The following is a 21,896-nucleotide window of genomic DNA, read 5'->3' on the forward strand; positions in this document are numbered from 1 at the left end:
TAAACAATCAAATCGACAAAACTGGATTGGCAGCGCCGCATTCGCTGCCTAGACTGCACAGCATTCCAGGAGACCTTGCATGAACAGCCCCAAGACCGCCGCTTACAGCAGCACCCAAGACATCGCCCATTTCATCAACGGCCAGCCCCAAGCGGCCAGCTCGGGTCGTAGCCAAGCGGTTTACAACCCGACCACCGGTGCGGTGGCGCGACAGGTGCAGTTGGCCAACCAAGATGATGTGAATGCCGTGGTGGCGGCCGCCCAAGCGGCCTTCCCGGCCTGGGCCGACGCTCCACCGCTGCGCCGTGCGCGGGTGATGTTCAAATTCCTGGAACTGCTCAACGCCCACAAGGACGAGCTGGCCGCCATGATCACCGCCGAACATGGCAAGGTCTTCACCGATGCCCAGGGCGAGGTGGCGCGCGGCATCGACATTGTCGAGTTCGCCTGCGGTGCGCCGCAGCTTTTGAAGGGCGACTTCACCGAACAGGTCTCCACCGGCATGGACAACTGGACGCTGCGCCAGCCGCTCGGCGTCGTGGCCGGCATCACACCCTTTAACTTCCCCTTTATGGTGCCGATGTGGATGGCGCCGCTGGCCATCGTCACCGGCAATGCCTTCATCTTGAAGCCGAGCGAACGCGACCCCTCGCCCAGCCTGTTGGTGGCCGAACTGTTCAAGCAGGCCGGCCTGCCGGACGGTATTTTCAATGTGCTGCAAGGCGACAAGCTGGCCGTGGATGGGCTTTTGCATCACCCGGATGTGAAGGCGCTGAGCTTTGTCGGCTCGACCCCGATTGCCCAGTACATCTACCAAACCGGTGCGGCCATGGGCAAGCGCGTGCAAGCCCTGGGCGGCGCCAAGAACCATATGGTGGTGATGCCAGACGCCGACATCGATCAAACCGTCGACGCCTTGATCGGCGCCGCCTACGGCTCGGCAGGCGAGCGCTGCATGGCGATCTCGGTGGCTGTGCTGGTCGGCGATGTGGCAGACAAGATCGTGCCCAAGCTGGCCGAGCGGGCGCGGGCCCTGAAGATCAAGAACGGCATGGAGCTGGATGCCGAGATGGGCCCCATTGTCACCCGCGAAGCGCGTGACCGTATCGAGGGCTATATCGGCACCGGCGTGGAAGAGGGTGCGCAGTTGCTGGTCGATGGCCGTGGCCACAAGGTAGCGGGTTACGAGGACGGCTTCTTCACCGGCGGCACCTTGTTCGACCATGTCACGCCCCGCATGCGCATCTACAAGGAAGAGATCTTCGGCCCGGTCTTGGCCTGCGTGCGAGTGCCCGACTTTGCCGCGGCGGTGCAGCTGGTCAATGACCATGAATATGGCAACGGTGTGGCCTGCTACACCAGCGACGGCAATGTGGCCCGCGAGTTCGCCCGCCGTGTGCAGGTCGGCATGGTCGGCATCAATGTGCCGATCCCGGTGCCGATGGCCTGGCATGGCTTCGGCGGCTGGAAGAAGAGCCTGTTCGGCGATATGCATGCCTACGGCGAAGAGGGCGTGCGCTTTTACACCAAGCAAAAGAGCATCATGCAGCGTTGGCCGGCCAGCGTGGCCAAGGGGGCCGAGTTTGTGATGCCGACCAGCAAGTAATGGCCTCGCAAGGCCAGGGCAGATCAGGTCGCCTGCACCAAGTTCCGACCTTGTGACTTGGCCTGATACATGCCCTGGTCGGCCCGGCGCAGCACCGCGTCGGCGCTGATGTCATCGGGCTGACCCTCGGCGATGCCAAAGCTGGCGGTCAGGGGCCAGGTCTTGCCGGCCCACTCGAAGGCTGAATGCTCCAGGTTGTGGCGCATCCGTTCGGCCACCAGCAAGGCGCCCGCCAAATCGGTCAGCGGCAGCAGCACGCAGAATTCTTCGCCGCCGAGTCGCCCCAAGCGGTCGATGTCGCGCACGCACAGGCTCAGCACCTCGACCGCGCGCTTCAGTGCTGCATCGCCGGCCGCATGCCCCAAGCTGTCATTCAGCTGCTTGAAGTGATCCATGTCGATCATCACCAGCGCATAGCCGCGGCCACGTTGCAGGCGTGTGTGTTCAAGCTCTATCGCCTCGCTCAGGGCGCGTCGGTTCAGCACTCCGGTGAGCGGGTCATGGCGGGTCAGGCGTTGGATGCGCAGAATCAGCTTGGCCATGACCAGCAAGGCCATCGTGGCGTTCATGATCAGATTCATCCCCAGCATCGACCACAGCCAGGCCAGGTTGAAGGCGCCACTGTCGAGCACATCAGTGGTTTCTCCGGGTCGCAGCAGCGACTCCAGCAGGCGCGCTAGCATCATCGCGCTGATGAAAAACAGCGGCCCGGCCAGCAGGGCGGACAGCCCGACGTCGACACGCGCGCGCAACTGCCGCCAGGCGTCCAGGCTGGCCAGCACGGTCAGCACCGACATGCTGGCAAAAATCAAGCGCGACTCCCGGTGCATATCGCCGTCATAAGGCAACTGCGCAAGTCCGCCAGCCGCCAGCGACAGCACCAACAGCGCACTGCGCCAGGCCAAACGTGGCTCGGTCAAGGCCGGCATGCTGGCCCGTAACAACGCGATGGCGGCGATGGCCATCACGTCCGAGCTCCAATAGGTGAGCCAGGCAGGCGCCAATCCGCGCATGGCGTGCGTGGCCAAAGAGCCGGCCAGCAAGGCATTGACCAGCGCCAAGCACAGGCACATGCGCGGCTCCACCTGCGCCGCACTGGCCAGCAAGCCCCAGGCCAAGCTGGCCAGGAAGAACACCAGCATGATGGCGGCCAGCAGCGTTAGCGGATCGGAGCCGTTGTTCATGGCGTCACCATTCGCCCCAGTTTCGCCTCGGGCCCAACCACGCAGACGCGGTCACGACCTTCCGACTTGGCGCGGTAGAGCTGCCAGTCGGCCATCGCCAGCGTGGCCTCGCCTTGCGGGTCATCGGCTTGGCAGGCCGCCACGCCAAAGCTGGCCGTCATCGGCACCGGCTCGCCCTTCCAAGTCATGGACTGTCGCCGTAGCGCTTCGCAAATGCGCTGCGCCACCCGGCCGGCGTCTGCCACGCTGGTGTGCGGCAGCAAGAGGCAGAACTCCTCGCCGCCGAGCCGGCCCAGGCGGTCCAGTTCGCGCATATTGGCGCGCAGCACCGACACCAGATGGAGCAAGGCCGCGTCACCGGCCGCATGGCCCAGTCGGTCATTGACCTGCTTGAAATGGTCCACATCGATCATCACCACGCAGTGCTGGTGGCCGCGCTCAATTTGCGCCTGCAGTTGCCGAAGTTCAGCCCCGAAGGCGCGCCGGTTCAAGGTGTCGGTCAGCGGGTCACGCAAGGTCATGTGCCGGATGCGCGCGATCAGGCGCGTCACCACCACACTGACCAGGCCCAGCGCGATCAAGATGGTCAAAAACAAGTACAGCCCCGCCAGCCCGGCGCTGGCCTGCTGCTTGCGCATGATCAGGCTGTTGGCTTCGGGCAGCCAGGCGAAGGTGGCGGCACGCGCCAGCATCAACAAGCTGGTCAGCAAGAAGGGCAGTGCCAACAAGGTCGTCACCCAAGCGGGCTGCTCGGTCCGGCCGCCGCTCAGCACATCGCGCGTGCACAGCAGGAACAGCAGGCCGCTGGCCAGCGACAAGGCCAGCATGCCCAAACGGAAAGAACTTAAGCTGGCCGCCAGCAACAGGGCCAAGGTCGCAGTGCCCGAGATCAGCAGCAGATCGGCGCGCCGCTGTTGCAAGCGCATCAGCTGACGCACGCCCAGGCTCATTAGCGTGAACCCGCCCAGATTGCTCATGGCCTGCGCCCAGCCGCCCAGCCAGACCGGCCACCAGCTCAGGCAACTCAGGCACAACATTCCCGGAATGAACAGCGCATAGGCGCCGGCCAGCAGCTTGCCGGCCGCCGGTGCGATGCGGAAGGCCTGCACCAACAGCAGCCAGACCAAGGCCATGAAGCCGTTGATCACGGCCGTTACCGTGGTGAGTGTGCCGGCGTCAAACTGGTCCATGGGTGGATCGTTGAACGGGTAATGGGTGTGGAATGCGCAAGGAAACAGGCATGATCTGCCCCTGATGATCGCCCAGGCTGTGGGCCGACACAATGGGAACTGCATGCAAGCCAACAATATTCTGGTCACCGGGGGAGGGCGCGGCATTGGCGCCGCCATCAGTCTGTGCTGTGCCAAGGCGGGCTGGGACGTGGCGATCAACTACCACCGCGACCAAGCCGCCGCCGAAGCGCTGGCCACGCAGCTGCGCGCCCTGGGGCGCCGTGCCATCACCCTGCAGGCCGATGTGTCCGACGAGGGTCAGGTCTTGCGCATGTTCGAACAATTGGACCGGCAGTTGGGTCCGCTCGGTGCGCTGGTGAACAACGCCGGGGTGGTGGCGCCGGCGGCACGCTTGGATGAGATGAGTCTGGCCCGCTGGCAGCAGGTCATGGGCATCAATGTGATCGGCAGCCTGTTGTGCGCCCGCGAGGCTGTCAAGCGCATGAGCACCCGGCATGGCGGCGCGGGTGGCGTGATCGTCAATATCTCATCTCGCGCGGCGCAACTGGGCTCACCCGGCATCTATGTGGACTACGCGGCCAGCAAGGGCGCCATCGATACGCTGACGCTGGGCCTGGCGCGCGAGGTGATCGGCGAGGGCATCCGCGTCAACGGTGTGCGGCCCGGCATCATCGACACCGAAATCCACGCCTCGGGTGGCATGGCGCACTTGTTGGATGAGGCCGTGGCGAGCCTGCCGATTCGGCGCATGGGCACGGCGGAGGAGGTGGCGCAGGCGGTTTTGTGGCTGCTCTCCGACGCTTCCAGTTACACGGTGGGCAGCATGCTGGACGTGGGCGGCGGGCGTTAGCCGCGGGCGCTTGCCCGCCGTTTCGGCCGGCGGCGTCTTAGCGCCGTTCCACCACCATGGGCTTCAGATTCAGCGCCAAGCGCACGCGTTCGGCGGCTTGGCGGGCATCATCACGCGAGTTGTAGGGGCCAGCTTGTAGGCGGTGCACACCGCCGTCCTTGAAGACGGCCAGCAGTGGTGCCATCCAGTCCAACTCCTTCAGCAATTGCTGCCGAAATGACTCGGCTCCGTCGAGCTTGCTATAGGCGCCCAGCTGCACCCAAAAGCCGGGGCTGGCATGACGGGGCACGGTCACCACGGTGATGGGGCGGGCCTCCTCGGTGGCGGCTGCGATCAGCGCCGTGTCTTCGCGGCGCGCTGCACCGGCCGGCTCGGCCGCGGCAAACACCGGCGCCTCGCTGCGACCCGGTTCGGTGGCTTTGCTGCCTTGCCAGGCGCCGGTGCGAATGTCTTCGAAGGTGATGCGCTCCACCTCGACCGGCGTGACGCCGCGCAAGATGTCCAGCTTCAAGGCCGCGGTGTAGCTGAGGTCGATGACGCGCGTGGAGTGGAACGGGCCGCGGTCATTGATGCGCACCAGCACCTCGCGCCCATTGGCCGGGTTGCGCACGCGGGCATAACTGGGAATCGGCATGGTCGGATGCGCCGCCGTCATCGCGTACATGTTGTAAATCTCGCCGCTGCTGGTGGAGCGGCCATGGAACTTCTTGCCATACCAGGAGGCCAGGCCGCGCTCGACCAAGGGCTTGTCCTCGGTCATCGGCTCGTAGCGCTGGCCCAGCACCTCATAGGGCTTGTTGGGCCCACCCTTGCGGATGTTCTCCAGCTGCGGCGTTGCGTCGGGCACCTTCAGCAGGTCGAGCGGAATCACCGCTTCCGGGCCATCTTTATCGGGCCAGCTGGTGGGGCGCGTCGGCGTTGAATTGCTGGTTGATAGCGGCGCACGGCTGGCGCAGCCCCCCAGCCACAGCAGGCCGGCAGCGGCCAGCAGCGAGGCGCACAGCCGTGGCCAAGCGAGAGGTGCAGTGCGTGTGTGGGCCGCAGGGCCGGCTAGGGGACTGAAATAGCTCAAAAGACGAGGGCGATGCACAGACATGGGCGCCACCCTAAACGATTGTGGGCCGATCTGCAAAATTTGAGCGTTTGACCAGGGCCGAATTGGCCTCGGTTGCCAAGTCTGGGCAAGGTCGTATGCTCTGCACTCCTTCTGTTCTCCTCTAATCTGGCAGGCCATTTTTATGAGCGACTACATCTTTCCCGTGCCCGAGCAGCCCAGCGTGGCCGTGCGCGGCAGCAGCGCCCGTTACGCCGTCTCGCGCATCTTCTGTGTCGGCCGCAATTACGCCGCCCATGCCCGCGAAATGGGCTACGACCCGGACCGCGAGCCACCGTTCTACTTCACCAAGCCGGCCAATGCGCTGGTGGCCTCGGGCTCGAGCGTGCCCTATCCGCCTGGCACCAAGAATTACCACTACGAGATGGAACTGGTGATCGCTATTGGCGCGCCGGTCTTCAAGGTCACACCCGAGGTGGCGCGCGCCGCCGTGTGGGGCTTCGCCGCCGGCCTGGACATGACGCGCCGTGATCTGCAGGCCGACGCCAAGGCCGCCGGTCGGCCCTGGGACACGGCCAAGGGCTTCGAGCAATCGGCCGTCATCACCGAGTTGGTGCGCGCCAGCGAGGCCGGTGCCATGGACAAGGGCGCCATCACCCTGGCTGTCAATGGCGTGGAAAAGCAGCGCGGCGACTTGGCCGACATGATCTGGAGCGTGCCCGAGATCATCGCCAATCTGTCGCAGTTCTATCACCTGCATCCGGGCGACCTGATCTACACCGGCACGCCCGAAGGCGTCGGCCCGGTCGTGCCCGGCGACCTGATCACCGGGCAGATCAACGGCCTGCCCGCCTTGAGCCTGAGCATCGTCGCGCCCGACTGACGGCAGCCTGTAGTCCGGCGAGGTTCTAAACTGGCGGCTCAGAATTTCACTCAGAGCCGCCATGTTTGACCACAACGAAACCCTCGCCGAAGCCCGCCAACGCAATATCCGCGACGCCTTGTTCGAGGACGTGGGTGTCTGCGACTGGACCGCCCAGCTGGTGCCGGCCGAGCGTCGGGTCAAGGCCCATGTGCGGGTGCGCGAGCAGGCCGTGCTGTGCGGGCGTGAGTGGTTCGAGGGCGTGTTCGCCGCCTTGGACCCCAGCAGCCACATCGAGTGGCTGTACGCCGAGGGGGCCGAGATGGCCGCCGACACGGTGGTGTGTCGCATCGAGGCCGATGGCCGGCTGTTGTTGTCGGCCGAGCGGCCGGCACTGAATTTCCTGCAACTGTTGTCCGCCACCGCGACCTTGACGCATGCCCATGTCAAGGCGATCGAGGGCGCCAGCAGCAACCCGCGCGGCTGCGCGGTGCTGGACACCCGCAAGACCATTCCGGGCCTGCGCTTGGCGCAAAAGTACGCGGTGCGCGTCGGCGGCGGCGCCAATCAGCGCCTGGCCCTGTACCACGGCATCCTGATCAAGGAAAACCACATTGCCGCGGCCGGCGGTGTCGCTGCGGCCCTGCGAGCGGCGCAGGCCTTGAATGCCGGTGTGGATATCCAGGTCGAGGTTGAGTCGATTGCCGAGTTGCAAGAGGCCCTGAGCGCCGGCGCCGTCAGCGTGCTCTTGGACAACTTCACCGAGCCGATGATGCGCGAGGCGGTGGCCCTGACGGCCGGCCGCGCCCTGTTGGAGGTGTCGGGCGGCGTGGCGTTGGATCAGCTGCGCTGGATTGCCGCCACTGGGGTGGACCGCATTTCCATCGGCCGCCTGACCAAGGATGTACGGGCGGTCGACTACTCGATGCGGGTCGAAGGGGCGGCCTGAGTCGCCCAGCCGAGAAGAAAAAAGGCCTGGCAGCGCTGATGCTGCCAAGCCTTTCTGGGGCATCTCTCCTTGCGGAGAGCCTGCGAATTATTTGCCGGCGCTGGGCGTGCGCGGCAGGCGCGGCGCCTTGACGCTGGGGCGGCCAGCGGCGGTGGGGTAGGCGGCCATCACGCGGTCGGTGTCGACGGTGTTCAGGAAGGCAGCGTATTGCTGCTCGGTGCAGGCCTGGGTTTGACCGGCGACTTGCTCACCCTTGAACTGACCCTTGTTGTACACAAAGGTGTATTCAGCGGTGTCGGCCGCGGCGGCCGGTGCGGCATAGCCAACGCTGTGCTTGCTGCCACATTCACCGCGCAGCGCGCGGCCTTCGGCCGACTCGGGGGTGGGGCTGGCGGCGTGGGCGGCGGCGCCGATCAGGCTCAGGCCCAACAATGCGATGGAAGTGATGCGGTGCTTCATGGTCAAACTGCCTTGCTCAATGGTTTGTGTTGGGATCGGCATTCGCAGCCGACAGCAATGGCGCAAGCTTAAATGCGCAGAGCCAGGTGCGCCACCCTTGCCCGCGGGGGCGGGTCTGCCCCAGTTTGTGCATTAGTGCACGGAATTCAGGGGCTGATTTCACGGTGGGTTGGCCCAGGCGTCCAAGCCGTACCAGCCAAAACCCAGGGTCCAGAGCGTCTGGCTGCTGCCCACCGCGCGTCCGACGGTCAAGCTCAGGCCTAATTTTTCCGGCGTCAGCCACCACAGCCCGCCGACGGTGCGTTGGGTGCTGCCCAGCAGGGACTTGCGGTCATTGGTCTGCACTTCGGCGAAGAGCAAGCCCATCGGGCTGGGCACCCAGACTACGGCCAGGTTCAGCAAGGTGCCCATTTGCGAGCTGGCGCGGTCTTGATGGGTGCCGAGGTTGGCGTGCACGGCAAAGGTTTCACTGACGGCCAGCGTCGCCAGGCCCAGCAGGCCTTGACCATTGCGGCGCCAGCCCCCGTCAACCGGGCGTTCATAGCCCACGCCGAGCTTGAGGCCAAAGTTGATCTGCCCGGCCGGCGTCAGCAGCGACCAATTTTTAGGCACCCATTTCACGGCAAAGCCCGCCTCGCCGCGCAACTCGTCTTGCGGGTTCGGATGGGTGTAGTCCATGCCAATTTCGAGGCCTTCGATCACGCCGCAAGCCGGGGCCACCACCAAGGCTCGGCTACCGCCGGCCTTTTCGCCCCAGCCCTCGAGCTGACAGGTGCCGGGGTCGGCGGTGGCCGCGTCATCGCTGGACAAGGGCCGCCCCGCCAATGCACTGATGGGCAGCCACAGGCTCAACACCAGGGCCAGACCCAGTCCGACGCGCAGGCCTTGCAGCCACTGACCCAGATTCGACTCTCCAGATTGACTCGTCTTCATCATCGTCCGGCTCCTTTTTGAAACGAGACCTCGCCCGATGGGCCTCAAAACATGGCAAACACCCGATGACTGGGATGCGACAGTCTCAGGTCTGGAAGCGCTCGGTCTGCTGTTTCAGCTCGGCACCCATGCGACGCAAATTGTCCGAAGAGGCGGTGGTTTCTTCCACCATGGCGGCGTTCTGTTGGGTCATCTCGTCCAACTGCCGAATCGCCTGCGACACCTCGCCCAGGCTGGTAGCTTGCTCCTGCGTGGCGCTGGAGATTTGGCTGATCATGCCTTGCACCTGCTGCACCGACCCGCGCAGATCTTCCATCGTGTGGCGGGCTTTCTCGACCAGGCCGGCGCCGTCATTGACGGTCTCGGTCGAGCGGGCGATCAGGGCGCCGATTTGCTTGGAAGCCTCGGCGCTGCGCTGGGCCAGGCTGCGCACCTCGCTGGCCACCACCGCAAAGCCACGGCCCTGCTCGCCGGCGCGGGCCGCCTCCACGGCGGCGTTCAAGGCCAGGATATTGGTCTGGAAGGCAATGCCGTCGATCACCGAGCTGATCTCGCCGATCTGTCGAGAGGCCGCTTGGATTTGCTCCATGGTGCTGACCACCTTGCCCACCGCCAGCCCGCCGGCATCGGCGGCCTGGCTGGTGGCGTTGGACAATTGATGCGCTTCATGGGCCGAGGCCGAGGTGCGCCGCACGCTGCCGTTGAGTTCTTGTGCGGTGGCCGCCACCTGTTCCAGATTGGCGGCCTGCTGTTCGGTGCGGTTGCTCAGTTCATGGCCGGCGTGAGCGATTTCGTCACTGGTGCTGGCCACCGCATGAACGCCGGTACTAACAGCCTTGACCAGCTCCGCCAAAGAGCCTTGCATTGTCGCCATTGCGTGCACGACGCTGCCCTTGAAAGTCACGCCTTGGTGGTTCAATGCGCGCAGATCGCCGTCGGCAATGCGCTGGGCAATTTCGGCCAGATCGGTCGGGTCGGCGCCGAGCCGTTGCACCACATGGCGGCGCAGCGTGAAGCCCAGCGTGGCGGCCGCGGCCACGGCAGTCAGCAGACCCAACAAGGCGGTCAGACGGGCATTCCCGTAGGCGGCCGTGGCGGTGGCGCCGTCCGCCTTGGCGCCGGCCTCCATCTCCGTGCTCAATTTGTCGAGCATGGCGAGGATCTCGTCCTCCAAGCCGTCGTAGCGGCCATAGAGCAGTTCGATGTATTCGTCCTTCTTGCCGGCCTTGATCAGGGCCACCAGTTCATCGACCATGGCCCGTGAGGCCAGGTTTTTGGTCATGATCTCTTTCGCTTGGGCAATCTCGCCCGCGCTCGCATCGCCGGGCACGAACTGCTCGCCGATGTTCTTCATGGCCTCGTTGCCTTGTTCCCGCAATTTGCTCAGCGTGGCCAGCTCGGCCTCGTGTTTGGCGGCCGGCAGCAGGGCCAGGTTGCGCAGGGCGATGCCGCGCCCGTTGACCGAATCGTTTAACGCCGACAGGGCCGTCAATTGCGGGATATTGTTGTCGGTGATGTCGGTGTTGATGGCATTCATGCGGCTCATCATCGCCATGATGGCCCCGATCACCAGCGTGAACAACAACAGCAAGATGCTGTTGGACAGCACGATTCGTTGTGCCAAATTCAGCTTCATACAGAACTCCAAGAAAGCGGGTTTCAATGGGTCACGGTGAAAGGCAGGCAGGCCGCCATCCTCTGTTGTCGGCGCCGATATGGCGGACTTGAGGCTGCGCTGTTTTTTTGAAGGGCGGCCGCATGCAGATACCCTTGCCGACGGCGAGGGCAGCCCGCCCGTCTTAGACGAGCAGCGCCGCGATGCCAGACAAAACCCAGGCATTCCGGCGGCAGTAAGGGCGTCAAGTGGGCCCCGGCTACCGAGCCGCGCTGCACGCTGGGTTTGTGGCGGTGTTTGTCTTCATCTTCACTGCGCTCATGCAGGGCCAATTGAACAAAGCGCCAAGGCCGCCGGAGGCTTGCTCCCCATCGCCCGACCGAGTCCCTTGTTCGCATAGTTAGCCCTTGCCTGCGGGCCAATTCGACGCCTTGGCGAGTCGGAATGCGCTATAGACTGCGCCAAAGAGGTCGAGAGCCTGGTCCACTCATGTCCGACATACATCGCCACGTCATGCATCCCTTATGGGCCAAGCTCCGGCTCGCGAGCCTGCTGTCGCGCCTGTTGTTCTGCCTAGCCTTGCTGTTGACCTGCGCTCGAGCTGCGGCCGACACGCTGGTCTTGTCTGACGCGGCGCTGCAGGCGCCGATCGCACTCGGCTCAGGGGTCGAGGTCTTGCATGAGTCGGCGGGCCGAACCCTGGACCTGCAGCAAGCGCGCTTGGCCTCGTTCACGCCGAGCACGCAGGATATTCTCAGTTTCGGCCTTGGGGCGCGGCCCGTATGGTTGCGCTTGCGCATCGACAACCCGCAGCCGCAAGCCCTGAGCTTGCAATTGCAGGTCGGCACCACCTGGCTCGATCGGCTTGAAGTCTATGTACTCAGCCCCGAGGGCCAAGTGCGACATTCGGTGCTGACCGGCGACGAGCAAGTGCCCGCGCAGGGTTTGACGCCGGTGCAGGGTTTTGTTTTGCCCTTGCCGCTTGAGCCCGGCCGCAGTGAACTCTATGTGCGGCTGGCGTCCAACGACCCCCTGTTGCTGCCATTGACCTTGATGACGCCGGCGCAGGCTCAGCAGATTGAGCGCCAGCTGAGCTATGGCTACGGCTTTCTGTATGGCTTCCTGCTGGCGCTGTGTGCCTACAACCTGATGATTTATCTGGGTCTCAGGGAGCGCAGCTATTTGCTTTACGGGCTGTATCTGCTCTCCATCATCGGCGTCAATATGGCTTACACCGGCCATGGCTACGCATGGCTGTGGCCTAACGCACCCTTGGTCCAGCGCCACATCATATTGTTGCTGATGGTCCTGTTCGGCTGTAGCGGTTTGTTGTTCGCCGCGCGCTTCCTGGCCTTGGCCGAACATGCGCCGCGGGTGCTGAGACTGGTGCGCTGGTTTTGCGCGCTAGGCCTGCTGAGTTTGATCCTGCTGTACTTGGCTCGTCTGCATGTCGCGGCCACCTATCTAGCCTTTGCCTTCGTCAGCCTCTTTACCGTGATCATGGTGGCGCTGGGCGTGCTGACCTTGCGCCATGGACGCCTGGCGGGTCGCTACTTCTTGATGGCGGCGCTGTGTGGCATGGTGGGCACGGCGATCACGGCCTTGTCGGTTGGCGGCTGGATGCCTTACCGCTCCTGGACCTTTCATGCCTTGGAAGTGGGCATCGTGATCGAGGCCACCTTGCTGGTGCTGGCGCTGGCCCATTGGGTGCGTGAGCAGCAGCGCGCTGCCCTGCGGGCGGAGCAGTTGTCGCGCTTGGATCCCTTGACCGGCCTGCGCAACCGGCGCGCCTTCTGGGAGCTGGCCGAGACGGTGTGGAGCACGGCCATGCGCAATCAGCGCTCATTGAGCCTGCTGATGCTGGATCTGGATCATTTCAAGCGCATCAATGAACATGGCGGCCATCAGGCTGGCGACCGGGCCTTGATGCAAGCGGCCGAGGTCTTGACTCGTGAGAGCCGGGCCGGCGACGTGTTGGCGCGCTGGGGCGGCGAGGAGTTCCTGCTCTTGTTGCCAGAAACCGATCTGGATCAGGCCTGCGCCCTGGCCGAGCGAATTCGCCTGGCGATCGAAGCGCGGCGCCCTTTGTTGAACAATGTGGCGCCGGTGCTCACCATCAGCATCGGGGTGGCGGAACGTGCCGCGCACCCCAATCTGGACGCCTTGATCCAATCGGCCGATGAGCAGCTGCGCGAAGCGAAGCGGCGCGGGCGTAATCGCGTTCAGCCGGCGCCGCGCGCCGACTTGGTCTAAGGCCTCAGCCGAGCGACTCGTACAGCGCGACGAATTCCTGGCTCAGCTTGTGGCGTGGGTCGAGGTGAATCATCGGCCGGGCCAACTCATGCGACTCCTTGACCTTCACGCTGGCGCTCAGATAAGGCGTTAGCACCGGCAGGCCTTCGTCGATCAAGGCTTGCACCGTGCGCTGCGGCAAGGCGGCGCGGGCCTGGAATTGATTGACGATGATGCCGCCGACCACCAAGTTCTTGTTGTGGTCAGCCTGGATCTCGTTGACGTTTTCAATCAGCTCATAGAGCGCGCGTCGCGAGAAATCGTCGCAGTCAAAGGGAATCAAGCAGGCCTCGGCCGCGATCAAGGCCGAGCGAGTGTAGAAGTTCAGCGAAGGCGGGGTGTCGATCCAGATCTCGTCGTAGTCGTCCGCCAGTTCGGCCAGCGCGTCGCGCAGTTTGTAGATCTTGTAGCGACTCTCGAGCTTGCTGTGCAACTCGTCCAGCGCCGGGCTGGCCGGCATCAGGTGAAGATTCTCCCAAGGCGTTTCGACGATGAAGTCGGCGGTCTTTGGCGCCCTGACGCTGAACTTCAGCGTGGTTTCAAAGAACTCGGCCGCGCCGGGCTGGGGCGTGTCGGCCTCGTCGCCAAGCAAATAGCGGCTGGAGTTGCCCTGCCGGTCAAGGTCGACCAGCAGCGTGCGCCGCCCCTGATGGGCGGCAATCGCCGCCAGGTTGGCTGTGATGGTCGATTTGCCGACCCCACCCTTCTGGTTGAAAACGACACGGCGCATTCCAGATCCCCAGCTGTTTGCAATCTGCGTATTGTGCACTGCAGCAAAGAGGGGGCGGCTTGGGCAGACATCGCGGCATTCACCGAGACATGCAACCCGGCATGACCCCCGCACCCGGGGTGGGTCATCCGTGTCATCTGCTGCTTTGGTGGGAATCCCAATAAATCTGTCACAGCCGATGGCGACACTGGCTCCGCCTTGCTCTCCGACTGTCCCGGCTTGCTGAGGACTCGGGTCGAATGCGCTCGTTGGCTATCCCTTCTCCATAAGGAAAAACATGAAATCTGCACTTCAATTGATGGCCTTGGCGGTCGTCATGGCCCTGAACGCGCCCACCGCTCATGCGCAGTTGCGAATCACCGAGGTGTCGGCGTGGGGAAGCAGCAATACCAGCTACAAGACCGACTGGTTTGAGTTGACCAATACCGGCGCGAGCGCCGTGGATCTCAGCGGCTGGACCATGGATGACAACTCCAACGGTACGGCCAAGGTCGCCTTGACCGGCATCAGCAGTATTGCGGCCGGCGAATCGGTAATCTTTACCGAGACAGCCGCCTCGGCCAGTTTCCTGAGTGCCTGGTTCGGCACTCAGATTCCGGCGGGCTTGAAGATCGGCAATTACACCGGCTCGGGCGTGGGCCTTAGCGCTAACGGTGATGCTGTCAATGTATTTAACGCCAGCGGCGTGCTGCAGGCCAATGTCGTGTTCGGTGCTTCGGGGGGCACCTCGCCGCTGCAGAGCTTTGACAATGCTGCCGGCCTGAACAACAGCAGCATCAGCCAACTGAGCGTGGTCGGCGTCAATGGCGCCTTTCTGTCGGCAGATGGCCTGGAAGTGGGCTCTCCGGGAACGATTGCCGCCGCGGTGCCGGAACCCGAAAGCTATGCCCTGATGTTGGCCGGTCTGGCCCTGCTGGGATGCATTGCTCGCAAGCGTCAGTCCTGAACAAGGCCTCAAACTCAAACACTGCACACAATGAAAATCAAATCCTTGATCCTGGCGCTGGCAGCAGCCGGCTGCGGCCTCGCCCAAGCGGGCAATTCCCTCAACCTGGCCAACTACCAAGTCAGCAAGACCTATGCGCTAGACATCTTGGGCGGCACTACGGCGGGCCAGATCTCGGGCCTGGAGGCTTCGGCCGTGGCCTATGCACGTGACCGCGGCACGCTGTTCTTTGTCGGCGATGAAGGCACCGGAGTGGTCGAGATCTCGCTGACCGGCCAGACCCTGGGCAAGATGGCGTTTGACTGGGCCGGCACCGGCAGCGGCAAGCATGACACCGAAGGCCTGACTTATCTGGGCGGCGGCGTCTTGGTCGTCAGCGAAGAGCGACTGCAAGATGCCTACCGCTTCAGCTATACGAATGGCGGCAGCGCCACGCTGAAGAACAGCTTTGTTTCCATCGCCAATGACGCGGTCGGCAATAACGGCATTGAGGGCATCAGCTATGACGCCCGCAATGGCGGCAGTTTTGTCACGGTCAAGCAGCAGACACCTCAAAACGTCATGGCCGGCACGCTCAGTTTCGCCGCCGCAACCGGCAGCCCGGCGACTACCTCCGGTGATGGCTCCACGCCCCCCGGTGGCGGCGTTGCCACCATGAGCAGTCTGTTCAACCCCGCTTCGATGGGACTGAGCACGCTGTCGGACGTGCATACCTTGTCCTCGGTGGACGCCTTGGCCGGCAGCGCTGCGGCTGACAATCTGCTGGTTTTGAGCCTGGGTTCGCGCAGCTTGCTGGAGGTGAATCGTCAGGGGCAGGTTTTGAGTCGTTTTGACTTGAGCCAGGTGTTGCCGAACAACGGCATTGAAGGCGTGACAATCGACGAGAAGGGCACCATCTATCTGGTGGCCGAACAGGACCAGACCGGCTCGGCTCTACCAGGCGTGCAGTCGCAGCTGATTGTTCTGAGCGCCACGGCCCCGGTGCCAGAGCCCTCAAGCTATGGCTTGATGGCCCTTGGTCTGGGTTTGATGGGCGTGCAAATGCGTCGTCGCGGCCGCGGTGAGTCAAACGCTGTTTAGAGCCTAGCGCGGCGCACCCTCCGTCGGGTGGGCCTTGTGGTCTTGCAAGGGGCCAAAGCCCCGTAGCAACGCGGGTAGCTCGGCAATGAGTTGCTGCGATTGCGCCCACAGGGCGCCGCGCACAAAGGCGCTTGGCAGCAGCAGTGCCGGCCCGGCCAGAGCGGGCATTTGCAGCAAGGCGGTACCGACCTCGGCGTCGTTCAGTTGGCCCAGCAGTTTTTGAATTTTTGCCAAGCTCGCCGGGCTTGGACGGTCTTGTGTGTCGACCACGCCGCCAAAGAACTCGATGGCATAACGTGCTTTTTTGACGGCGATGCGCAGCCGGTGCCGATCGCTCGCGGTGGCTTGCGCCCGCAAGCAAAGCCGAATCTGGCTGCGAACTTTGCGGACTCGTTTCGACAGCAGGCGCTGGGCGAATCCCGCCAGTGCGCGGCCCATTGGTTTGCTGCGTGTGCCGCTCTCTCGCCAACTTCTTTCTTCTATCCATAGCGCCAGGCGGGCCATCAAGGTTTGATAGCGCCGCGACTTCACCGCCTTGGCGGCAGCGCTGCGACGTTGGCGCGCCCCTGCCTGCGCTGCTTTTTCCAGCGCTAGCAAGGGCACGTTGGGCGAGGCCTGGGAGATGGCAGGCAGGGTCGTGTGCGCCAGCACTTCGGCGTCGCGTACGGCGCCCAGTACATGGCTCAGCCAGGTGATCTCATCGCTCAGATCGGAGGGCAAGGCGAACCAGCGCTTGAACAGGCCCAGTGCGGAGCGCAGGCGTCGCAGGCCAACGCGCATTTGGTGCACAAACTCGGGGTCGGCGCTGCTCAGCAGGCCAGCTTCGTTGGCGCGTATTTGTTCCAGGCAGTTGCAGAGGATTGACGCGAAGCCCTGCTCAAGATTGACGTTGCTGGCCTGTGCTGTGCTGGACATGGGGAAGGACTCTGCGGGTGGCTGTACCTGTGGCTTGAGCTTACGCCATGGCGGTCGGTTCGATATGGATCTTGGCTCGCATCAAGGGGTGCGGTCGTGTCGTGCCTGGTCGGCCTCTTGCCCGCTGGCGGACACTAAGATCCGCCTCCTCAGCGCATAGGCTTTGCCGCTGCGCCTGCCCAGTTGAAAGAAAGTACCAGTTTTGAGTTCACCAACTCCGTCCAAGCGCTCTAATGCGCGGGCAGTTTTATGCTTTGCTGTCGCGGCCCTCTCTGCGCCCTTGGCTTCGCTCGCCAGTGAGGATCCGGCAGTGCGGATTCGTTCGGTGGTCGATGCGGCCATTCGTCCTCTCATGTCGCAGCACGACATACCCGGCATGTCGGTGGGGCTGACGCTTGATGGTCGATCCTATGTTTTTAACTATGGCTTGGCATCGAAAGAGAGCCAGGCCGCGGTCAGCGACTCGACCATCTTCGAGATCGGCTCGGTCAGCAAGATGTTCACCACCACGCTGGCGGCCTTGGCGCAGGAGACCGGCAAGCTGTCACTTGACGATCATCCGGGGCGTTATGTGGCTGGCCTGAAGGGCCGGCCGATCAACCAGGTCACGCTGCTCAATCTTGGCACGTACACGGCCGGTGGTTTGCCGCTGCAGTTTCCCGACCATGTCGCGGACGACGCCGCCGTGCTTGGCTACTACCAAGCCTGGAAGGCGAACGCCCCGCCGGGCACGCTGAGGGAGTATTCCAATCCGAGCATTGGACTGCTCGGATTGGTCACCGCCGCCGCCATGCAGGATCGTTTTGCGAGCCTGGTCGAGAAACATATCCTGGCCAAGCTCGGCATGAGCCATACCTATATCCAGGTGCCACCGCAGGCGATGGGCGACTATGCCTGGGGTTACCGCGAGAGCAAGCCGGTCCGGGTCAATCCCGGCCCCATGGACCAGCCCACCTATGGCCTCAAGTCGACGGCCTCCGACATGATTCGCTTCCTGCAAGCGAATATTGACCCGAATCGCCTTGAGGCGCCAATGCGCCGCGCGGTCGGCGTGACGCAGCTGGGCCGTTTCCGAGTCGGCGGCATGGTGCAGGGTTTCGGCTGGGAGCAATTCCCTTATCCGCTTTCCCGTGAGTGGCTGCTGGGTGGCAATTCGGAAGAACTGATCTTCGATCCGAATCCCGCGTATCCCATCGTCCCTCCGACGGCCTCAGGGCCACGCCTGTTCGGCAAGACCGGTTCGACAGGTGGCTTCGGCGCCTACGTCGCCTTCGTGCCGACGCAGCGGATAGGCTTGGTGATGCTGGCCAACAGAAGCTACCCCATCCCAGCGCGTATCGAGGCGGCGTATGCCATCCTGAACCAGCTGGCGCCGGGCCCACGCTGAGAGACGGGGCTGGCTCAATGCGGTGACCGGTCACGCGATTTGCCGCATGGCTGAGTGGAAGGAACTGGCTGATGGATCAAATCCATCTTGGTAGGCTAAAGCGCGGTGTTGGCCTGGTTCCGGGCTTGATGTTTGGCGGCAATGTGCCCGGAGCGGACTTTGAGACTTGGGCGGTGAGCAGGCCGACTGGGCGCTCTGCACCGCTCATGTCCCCCGGCTTCGCCTCCGCCTTTACTTCGCTATGCAGAGCTCCCAGCCGTCCTGCTCCGGCAGGATCGGTCTCGCGGCACGGGCGAACGTCGAGGTCGTCGGGTGTGTGCTGAAGCGAAGCAAAGGGGGAGGCCGCAGGCCGGAGGACATGAGCGCAAGCATGCACCCGATGGCCACGACCAGCGCAACACTAAATTGCAGCTGCGGGCCAAGAGTAGACTATTTCCAAAGCGACTAATCTCCTGCCGTTATCGTGTTTCCCTGACTGGCTAGACCCTTCCACGTGAACCATATCGACAATTTTTCAGCCTTTCTGGTTGCGTCAACACTGCTCATCTTGTCGCCCGGTCCAGGGACCTTGGCGATCCTCGGCGCAGCCACCGGGTCGCGTCGTGCTGGATTCGAAGCTTTGGCAGGGACCAGCTTGGGGGACGCAACCCTCATCACTATCGCGGCTCTCGGCGCTGAAACACTTTTGCGTAGCTACCCTGGCGCGTTTGATGTTTTGCGGTATGGGGGCGGCGCCTACCTAGTTTGGCTTGGCCTGCAGGCACTGCGATCAAAAGAGCAAGCTTTGGCCCTAATCACGCCCGAGCCGGGCCATGCATTCAAGCGAAGCCTCTTGGTGACACTGCTCAACCCCAAGGCAGTCGTTTTTTTCATGGCGTTCTTTCCGCAATTTGTCTCACCCGGTGGTGGCGCATCCAGTTTCGCTACCCTTGGTGCGGTGTTTGTCGCCATGAATTGCCTGTATCAGTCAATGCTTATCAGTGGTGCCGCTTGGGTGATTGGGCACCTCGACGAGGCTCCGCACTGGACTCTCTGGATCAACCGCATCCTTGGCCTGGCGTTCATGGGTTTCGGGGTGAAGTTGGCAATCGGATAACGTGCCCTGTATTCGGGTTCAAAACAATTGGCCCCATTGAAGCGAAAAAAGAGCCGAATCCGTGAATCAAGCTCGCCTTGCGCTGGTCCACAACGCCGCCAAAACGATCAGCGCTCCACCCAGCCAAGCCGAGGGTTCGAGCGACTCGCCCAGCCAAAAGACGGCAAACAAGGCACCAAAGGCGGGCTCGCTGCTGGTCAACAAGGCCACGCGGCTGGGCGAGGCATGTTTGAGGGCCCAGTTTTGCGCGAAGAAGGCAAACACTGTGCAGCCGAGAACCAGATAGACGCTGGCCCACCAGAAGGCCGATTGCGTGGGGAGCTGGGGCAGGCCCTGGTTGGCCGCCAAGGCCAACAGCACGCTGCCAAAGCCGATCACCCCGGCCTGCACTGCCGTCAAGGCTAGCGCTGGCGCCGTGCTGTTGCGCCCGAGCTTGGCGGTCATGCACATCGTCAACGCGCGCAGCAGCGCCGCCCCCAGCATCAAGCCTTCGCCCAGGCCGAGCGCACCGTGCAGGCCGCCACTCAGCAGGGCCGCACCGACCAGCGACACGGCGGCAAAGCCAAACAGCGAGGGAGCGGGCCGGCGGCCCAACAAGACCCATTCAAAGAAGGGCGTGAACACCACGCACAAGCTGATCAAAAAGGCGGCATTGCTGGCTTGCGTCAGCGCCACGCCATAGGTCTCGGCCAAAAAGATGCTCAACATCAGCGCGCCCAGCGGTAGCCCACTGCGCAGGGCGTCGTGGCGCTGGGCTCGCGTGGCCATCAGCAGGCTGGGCAGTAGCAGCGCAAAGGTCAGCAAGAAACGCACCGCCAGAAAACCCAACACCGGGTAGAAGACCAGCGCCCCCTTGGCCACGCCATAGCTGCTGCCCCACACCATCGCCACCGCCAACAGCAACAGATCCGACAGGCGCATCAACTTGCTATTGGGCCCAGGGGCAAATGGATTCGGCAGGCTTAGCGTGTGACTCATGGCGGGCGGGGCAATAGCGTGGAGTGAATGAACAGGTTGCCGCGATTATTCAATTGCGCGTTCAGATTGATAATTGGTCGATCTGGAATAGCACTTGTGCGCCATGAGCATCAATCATTCGTTTGAAAGCCTGCCGGACATGGCTGCCTTTGCCTGCGTCGTGGAGGCCGGCAGCTTTTCGGCGGCGGCGCGGCAGATGGGGCTGAGCCCTTCGGCGGTGAGCCGCCAAATCGCCCGCTTGGAGGCCTTGCTGCGGGTGCGGCTGCTGGAGCGCAGCACCCGCAAGCTGCGCCTGACGGAGGCGGGCCAAGCGGCGCATGTGCGCTGCCAGAGCATGTTGGCGGCAGCGCGTGAGGTGATGGCCTTGAGCGACACCGCCTCGGCCGAGCCGCAGGGCCTGTTGCGGATCAGCTGCCCCAAGGCGATTGCGCGCCAGTTGGTGCATCCGCGGGTGCCTGCTTTTCTGCGCCGCTATCCGCAGGTCGATCTGCAAATGGTGGTGACCGACCGTGCGCTGGACCTATTCGATGAATCCATCGATTTGGCCATTCGCGTCACCGATACGCCGCCACCTGGGCTGGCTGGCCGCCCCTTGCTGCGCCTACGGCATCTGCTTTGTGCCAGCCCCGCCTATCTGGCGCAGCACGGCGTGCCCAGCCATCCGCGCGAGTTGGTTGGGCATAGCTGCTTGTACCTGGGTGAGGACGAGCGAGACCGGCTGTGGCGTTTCAAACGCGGCACCGAGACCTTTGCGGTCAAGGTCAACGGGCGTTATGTGGCCAACCACAGTGAAATGCGCTTGGAAGGCGCTCTTTCAGATCTGGGCATCGCCAGCTTGCCGGAGTTCTGTGCCCGCGCTGCTCTGAGCAGCGGCGCTTTGCAGCTGGTGTTGCCAGACTGGGAGCACCCCACCGACTACGCCGGCATGGCTTGGTTGCTCTACCCCTCGGGCCGATTCCTAGCCCCGAAACTGCGCGTTTGGATCGACCATCTGGTGGCGAGCCTGGGCGAGTGATGCCCGCCGTTCTCCCGGCTGGCGCTCAGCCGGCTCGGGCCAGGCTCAGGCGAGGCGCCGGCAGGGCATCACCGGCCCGCATCAATTGCGCGCTCAAACGGGGCCGCAGCAGGATCAAACTGGTCGCCGAGGCCAGCAGCAAGGCGCCGCCATACAAGAACATGAAGCCCGAGTAGCCGACGACCGAGGCCAGCGGCTTGGCGACGCCGAGAAAAGCCGCGAACAGCCAACTGGCTGCGGCGAAGCCGCCCAGCAAACTCGGCAGCCAAGCGGCACGTGCGGGTTGCGCTTGTACACGGCCCAAGCCGGGGAACACCCAGCGGTGCAGGGCGGCGCCGTTCAGCGTCAACAGCGTCACGACGCTGAGTTTGGCCAGCAGTTTCGATTTGCTGGCCATGGTTTCCAGCACGAAACCCGTGTCGATAGCGATCAGCACCAGGCCGGTCAGCCACAGCCAGAGCAAGGCCCAGCAGACGATTTTTCGGGCCAGGCCCAGCAGGTAGGCGTCGATGCGGCGTGGCGCGAAGATGGCGATGTCGCCCAACACAATGCCCGCGGCCGCTGAAAAGCAGGCCAGTACATGCGCGTACAAGGCCAGCAGGCGTAAGAGCACGGAGAGGTCCAACGCTTCCATGAAAAACCCAGATCAAAGGCAGACGCAAGGCCCGCAAGCTGCCACCTTGCGTGAAATATCGATGACGACCGGGCAGGTGGAATGAGCGCCAGTCTAGGCAGACTGTGTGACAAACAGA

Annotated in this window: 20 protein-coding genes; 10 read left to right on the forward strand and 10 right to left on the reverse strand. The window is 63.7% G+C overall.

Annotated elements, in window-relative coordinates:
• Positions 1-79: 79 nt before the first annotated feature.
• Positions 80-1,606 (forward strand): CoA-acylating methylmalonate-semialdehyde dehydrogenase, encoded by a 1,527-nt coding sequence (locus WG899_RS04685; protein WP_339594461.1) that lies wholly within the window; start codon positions 80-82, stop codon positions 1,604-1,606.
• Positions 1,607-1,629: 23 nt separating this feature from the next.
• Here the strand turns inward: WG899_RS04685 and WG899_RS04690 are convergent, their stop codons facing one another.
• On the reverse strand, positions 1,630-2,790 hold the full coding sequence (locus WG899_RS04690) for a GGDEF domain-containing protein (protein WP_339594462.1): 1,161 nt from the start codon (positions 2,788-2,790) through the stop codon (positions 1,630-1,632).
• Complete coding sequence (locus tag WG899_RS04695; RefSeq protein WP_339594463.1) at positions 2,787-3,980, reverse strand: GGDEF domain-containing protein; 1,194 nt, start codon at positions 3,978-3,980, stop codon at positions 2,787-2,789. The genes WG899_RS04690 and WG899_RS04695 overlap by 4 nt, the downstream gene beginning before the upstream one ends.
• Positions 3,981-4,083: 103 nt before the next feature.
• Here WG899_RS04695 and WG899_RS04700 point away from each other — a divergent pair, with 103 nt between their 5' ends.
• A complete protein-coding gene (locus WG899_RS04700; protein WP_339594464.1) occupies positions 4,084-4,833 on the forward strand; it encodes an SDR family oxidoreductase in 750 nt (249 codons plus the stop codon).
• Positions 4,834-4,870: 37 nt separating this feature from the next.
• Here WG899_RS04700 and WG899_RS04705 read toward each other — a convergent pair whose 3' ends face one another.
• Positions 4,871-5,929, reverse strand: coding sequence for a septal ring lytic transglycosylase RlpA family protein (locus WG899_RS04705; RefSeq protein ID WP_339594465.1), 1,059 nt, complete (start codon positions 5,927-5,929; stop codon positions 4,871-4,873).
• Positions 5,930-6,071: 142 nt separating this feature from the next.
• On the opposite strand from WG899_RS04705, the gene WG899_RS04710 reads away from it, so the two are divergent.
• Positions 6,072-6,770 carry a fumarylacetoacetate hydrolase family protein gene (locus tag WG899_RS04710; protein ID WP_339594466.1) on the forward strand — a complete coding sequence of 233 codons (699 nt, stop codon included), beginning with the start codon at positions 6,072-6,074 and terminating at the stop codon, positions 6,768-6,770.
• Between the two features lie 61 nt (positions 6,771-6,831).
• Positions 6,832-7,698, forward strand: coding sequence for a carboxylating nicotinate-nucleotide diphosphorylase (gene nadC / locus WG899_RS04715; RefSeq protein ID WP_339594467.1), 867 nt, complete (start codon positions 6,832-6,834; stop codon positions 7,696-7,698).
• An 87-nt stretch (positions 7,699-7,785) separates the two neighbouring features.
• On the opposite strand, the gene WG899_RS04720 is transcribed toward nadC, so the two are convergent.
• From WG899_RS04720 to WG899_RS04730, 3 genes are all read right to left on the reverse strand, one after another.
• Positions 7,786-8,157 (reverse strand): hypothetical protein, encoded by a 372-nt coding sequence (locus WG899_RS04720; protein WP_339594468.1) that lies wholly within the window; start codon positions 8,155-8,157, stop codon positions 7,786-7,788.
• Positions 8,158-8,316: 159 nt separating this feature from the next.
• Positions 8,317-9,093, reverse strand: a complete 777-nt coding sequence (locus WG899_RS04725) for a PA4824 family protein (RefSeq protein WP_339594469.1) — start codon at positions 9,091-9,093, stop codon at positions 8,317-8,319.
• A gap of 82 nt (positions 9,094-9,175) precedes the next feature.
• Positions 9,176-10,726 (reverse strand): methyl-accepting chemotaxis protein, encoded by a 1,551-nt coding sequence (locus WG899_RS04730; protein ID WP_339594470.1) that lies wholly within the window; start codon positions 10,724-10,726, stop codon positions 9,176-9,178.
• Positions 10,727-11,194: 468 nt separating this feature from the next.
• Here WG899_RS04730 and WG899_RS04735 point away from each other — a divergent pair, with 468 nt between their 5' ends.
• The gene (locus WG899_RS04735; RefSeq protein WP_339594471.1) at positions 11,195-12,958 is read left to right on the forward strand and encodes a sensor domain-containing diguanylate cyclase; all 1,764 of its coding nucleotides are present in this window, start codon (positions 11,195-11,197) and stop codon (positions 12,956-12,958) included.
• A 4-nt stretch (positions 12,959-12,962) separates the two neighbouring features.
• Here WG899_RS04735 and WG899_RS04740 read toward each other — a convergent pair whose 3' ends face one another.
• Positions 12,963-13,727, reverse strand: a complete 765-nt coding sequence (locus WG899_RS04740) for a ParA family protein (RefSeq protein WP_339594472.1) — start codon at positions 13,725-13,727, stop codon at positions 12,963-12,965.
• A 277-nt stretch (positions 13,728-14,004) separates the two neighbouring features.
• Here WG899_RS04740 and WG899_RS04745 point away from each other — a divergent pair, with 277 nt between their 5' ends.
• Complete coding sequence (locus WG899_RS04745) at positions 14,005-14,673, forward strand: lamin tail domain-containing protein (protein ID WP_339594473.1); 669 nt, start codon at positions 14,005-14,007, stop codon at positions 14,671-14,673.
• 30 nt (positions 14,674-14,703) lie between these two features.
• Positions 14,704-15,753 (forward strand): SdiA-regulated domain-containing protein, encoded by a 1,050-nt coding sequence (locus WG899_RS04750; RefSeq protein WP_339594474.1) that lies wholly within the window; start codon positions 14,704-14,706, stop codon positions 15,751-15,753.
• 3 nt (positions 15,754-15,756) lie between these two features.
• On the opposite strand, the gene WG899_RS04755 is transcribed toward WG899_RS04750, so the two are convergent.
• The gene (locus tag WG899_RS04755; protein ID WP_339594475.1) at positions 15,757-16,668 is read right to left on the reverse strand and encodes a CHAD domain-containing protein; all 912 of its coding nucleotides are present in this window, start codon (positions 16,666-16,668) and stop codon (positions 15,757-15,759) included.
• A 202-nt stretch (positions 16,669-16,870) separates the two neighbouring features.
• Between WG899_RS04755 and ampC the strand changes: the two genes are divergently transcribed.
• Positions 16,871-18,055, forward strand: a complete 1,185-nt coding sequence (ampC, locus tag WG899_RS04760) for a class C beta-lactamase (protein ID WP_444718812.1) — start codon at positions 16,871-16,873, stop codon at positions 18,053-18,055.
• Between the two features lie 493 nt (positions 18,056-18,548).
• A complete protein-coding gene (locus WG899_RS04765) occupies positions 18,549-19,151 on the forward strand; it encodes a LysE family translocator (RefSeq protein ID WP_339594477.1) in 603 nt (200 codons plus the stop codon).
• Positions 19,152-19,217: 66 nt separating this feature from the next.
• Here the strand turns inward: WG899_RS04765 and WG899_RS04770 are convergent, their stop codons facing one another.
• Positions 19,218-20,129 carry a DMT family transporter gene (locus tag WG899_RS04770; RefSeq protein WP_339594478.1) on the reverse strand — a complete coding sequence of 304 codons (912 nt, stop codon included), beginning with the start codon at positions 20,127-20,129 and terminating at the stop codon, positions 19,218-19,220.
• Between the two features lie 103 nt (positions 20,130-20,232).
• On the opposite strand from WG899_RS04770, the gene WG899_RS04775 reads away from it, so the two are divergent.
• Positions 20,233-21,144: a LysR family transcriptional regulator gene (locus tag WG899_RS04775; RefSeq protein ID WP_339594479.1), complete on the forward strand. Its 912-nt coding sequence runs from the start codon at positions 20,233-20,235 to the stop codon at positions 21,142-21,144.
• 25 nt (positions 21,145-21,169) lie between these two features.
• Here the strand turns inward: WG899_RS04775 and WG899_RS04780 are convergent, their stop codons facing one another.
• The gene (locus tag WG899_RS04780) at positions 21,170-21,778 is read right to left on the reverse strand and encodes a hypothetical protein (RefSeq protein ID WP_339594480.1); all 609 of its coding nucleotides are present in this window, start codon (positions 21,776-21,778) and stop codon (positions 21,170-21,172) included.
• Positions 21,779-21,896: the final 118 nt, after the last annotated feature.

This window comes from Paucibacter hankyongi (assembly GCF_037482915.1).
GTDB lineage: Bacteria > Pseudomonadota > Gammaproteobacteria > Burkholderiales > Burkholderiaceae_C > Paucibacter_A > Paucibacter_A hankyongi.

What these genes read in the sequence shown, in the direction of transcription:
- WG899_RS04690 (WP_339594462.1), bottom strand. Translation starts at nt 2,790, where the DNA reads ATGAACAACGGCTCCGATCCGCTAACGCTGCTGGCCGCCATCATGCTG.
- nadC (WP_339594467.1), top strand. Translation starts at nt 6,832, where the DNA reads ATGTTTGACCACAACGAAACCCTCGCCGAAGCCCGCCAACGCAATATC.
- WG899_RS04745 (WP_339594473.1), top strand. Translation starts at nt 14,005, where the DNA reads ATGAAATCTGCACTTCAATTGATGGCCTTGGCGGTCGTCATGGCCCTG.
- WG899_RS04710 (WP_339594466.1), top strand. Translation starts at nt 6,072, where the DNA reads ATGAGCGACTACATCTTTCCCGTGCCCGAGCAGCCCAGCGTGGCCGTG.
- WG899_RS04705 (WP_339594465.1), bottom strand. Translation starts at nt 5,929, where the DNA reads ATGTCTGTGCATCGCCCTCGTCTTTTGAGCTATTTCAGTCCCCTAGCC.
- WG899_RS04750 (WP_339594474.1), top strand. Translation starts at nt 14,704, where the DNA reads ATGAAAATCAAATCCTTGATCCTGGCGCTGGCAGCAGCCGGCTGCGGC.
- WG899_RS04685 (WP_339594461.1), top strand. Translation starts at nt 80, where the DNA reads ATGAACAGCCCCAAGACCGCCGCTTACAGCAGCACCCAAGACATCGCC.
- WG899_RS04720 (WP_339594468.1), bottom strand. Translation starts at nt 8,157, where the DNA reads ATGAAGCACCGCATCACTTCCATCGCATTGTTGGGCCTGAGCCTGATC.
- WG899_RS04780 (WP_339594480.1), bottom strand. Translation starts at nt 21,778, where the DNA reads ATGGAAGCGTTGGACCTCTCCGTGCTCTTACGCCTGCTGGCCTTGTAC.
- WG899_RS04755 (WP_339594475.1), bottom strand. Translation starts at nt 16,668, where the DNA reads ATGTCCAGCACAGCACAGGCCAGCAACGTCAATCTTGAGCAGGGCTTC.
- WG899_RS04775 (WP_339594479.1), top strand. Translation starts at nt 20,233, where the DNA reads ATGAGCATCAATCATTCGTTTGAAAGCCTGCCGGACATGGCTGCCTTT.
- WG899_RS04740 (WP_339594472.1), bottom strand. Translation starts at nt 13,727, where the DNA reads ATGCGCCGTGTCGTTTTCAACCAGAAGGGTGGGGTCGGCAAATCGACC.
- WG899_RS04700 (WP_339594464.1), top strand. Translation starts at nt 4,084, where the DNA reads ATGCAAGCCAACAATATTCTGGTCACCGGGGGAGGGCGCGGCATTGGC.
- WG899_RS04735 (WP_339594471.1), top strand. Translation starts at nt 11,195, where the DNA reads ATGTCCGACATACATCGCCACGTCATGCATCCCTTATGGGCCAAGCTC.
- WG899_RS04730 (WP_339594470.1), bottom strand. Translation starts at nt 10,726, where the DNA reads ATGAAGCTGAATTTGGCACAACGAATCGTGCTGTCCAACAGCATCTTG.
- WG899_RS04695 (WP_339594463.1), bottom strand. Translation starts at nt 3,980, where the DNA reads ATGGACCAGTTTGACGCCGGCACACTCACCACGGTAACGGCCGTGATC.
- WG899_RS04725 (WP_339594469.1), bottom strand. Translation starts at nt 9,093, where the DNA reads ATGATGAAGACGAGTCAATCTGGAGAGTCGAATCTGGGTCAGTGGCTG.
- WG899_RS04770 (WP_339594478.1), bottom strand. Translation starts at nt 20,129, where the DNA reads ATGAGTCACACGCTAAGCCTGCCGAATCCATTTGCCCCTGGGCCCAAT.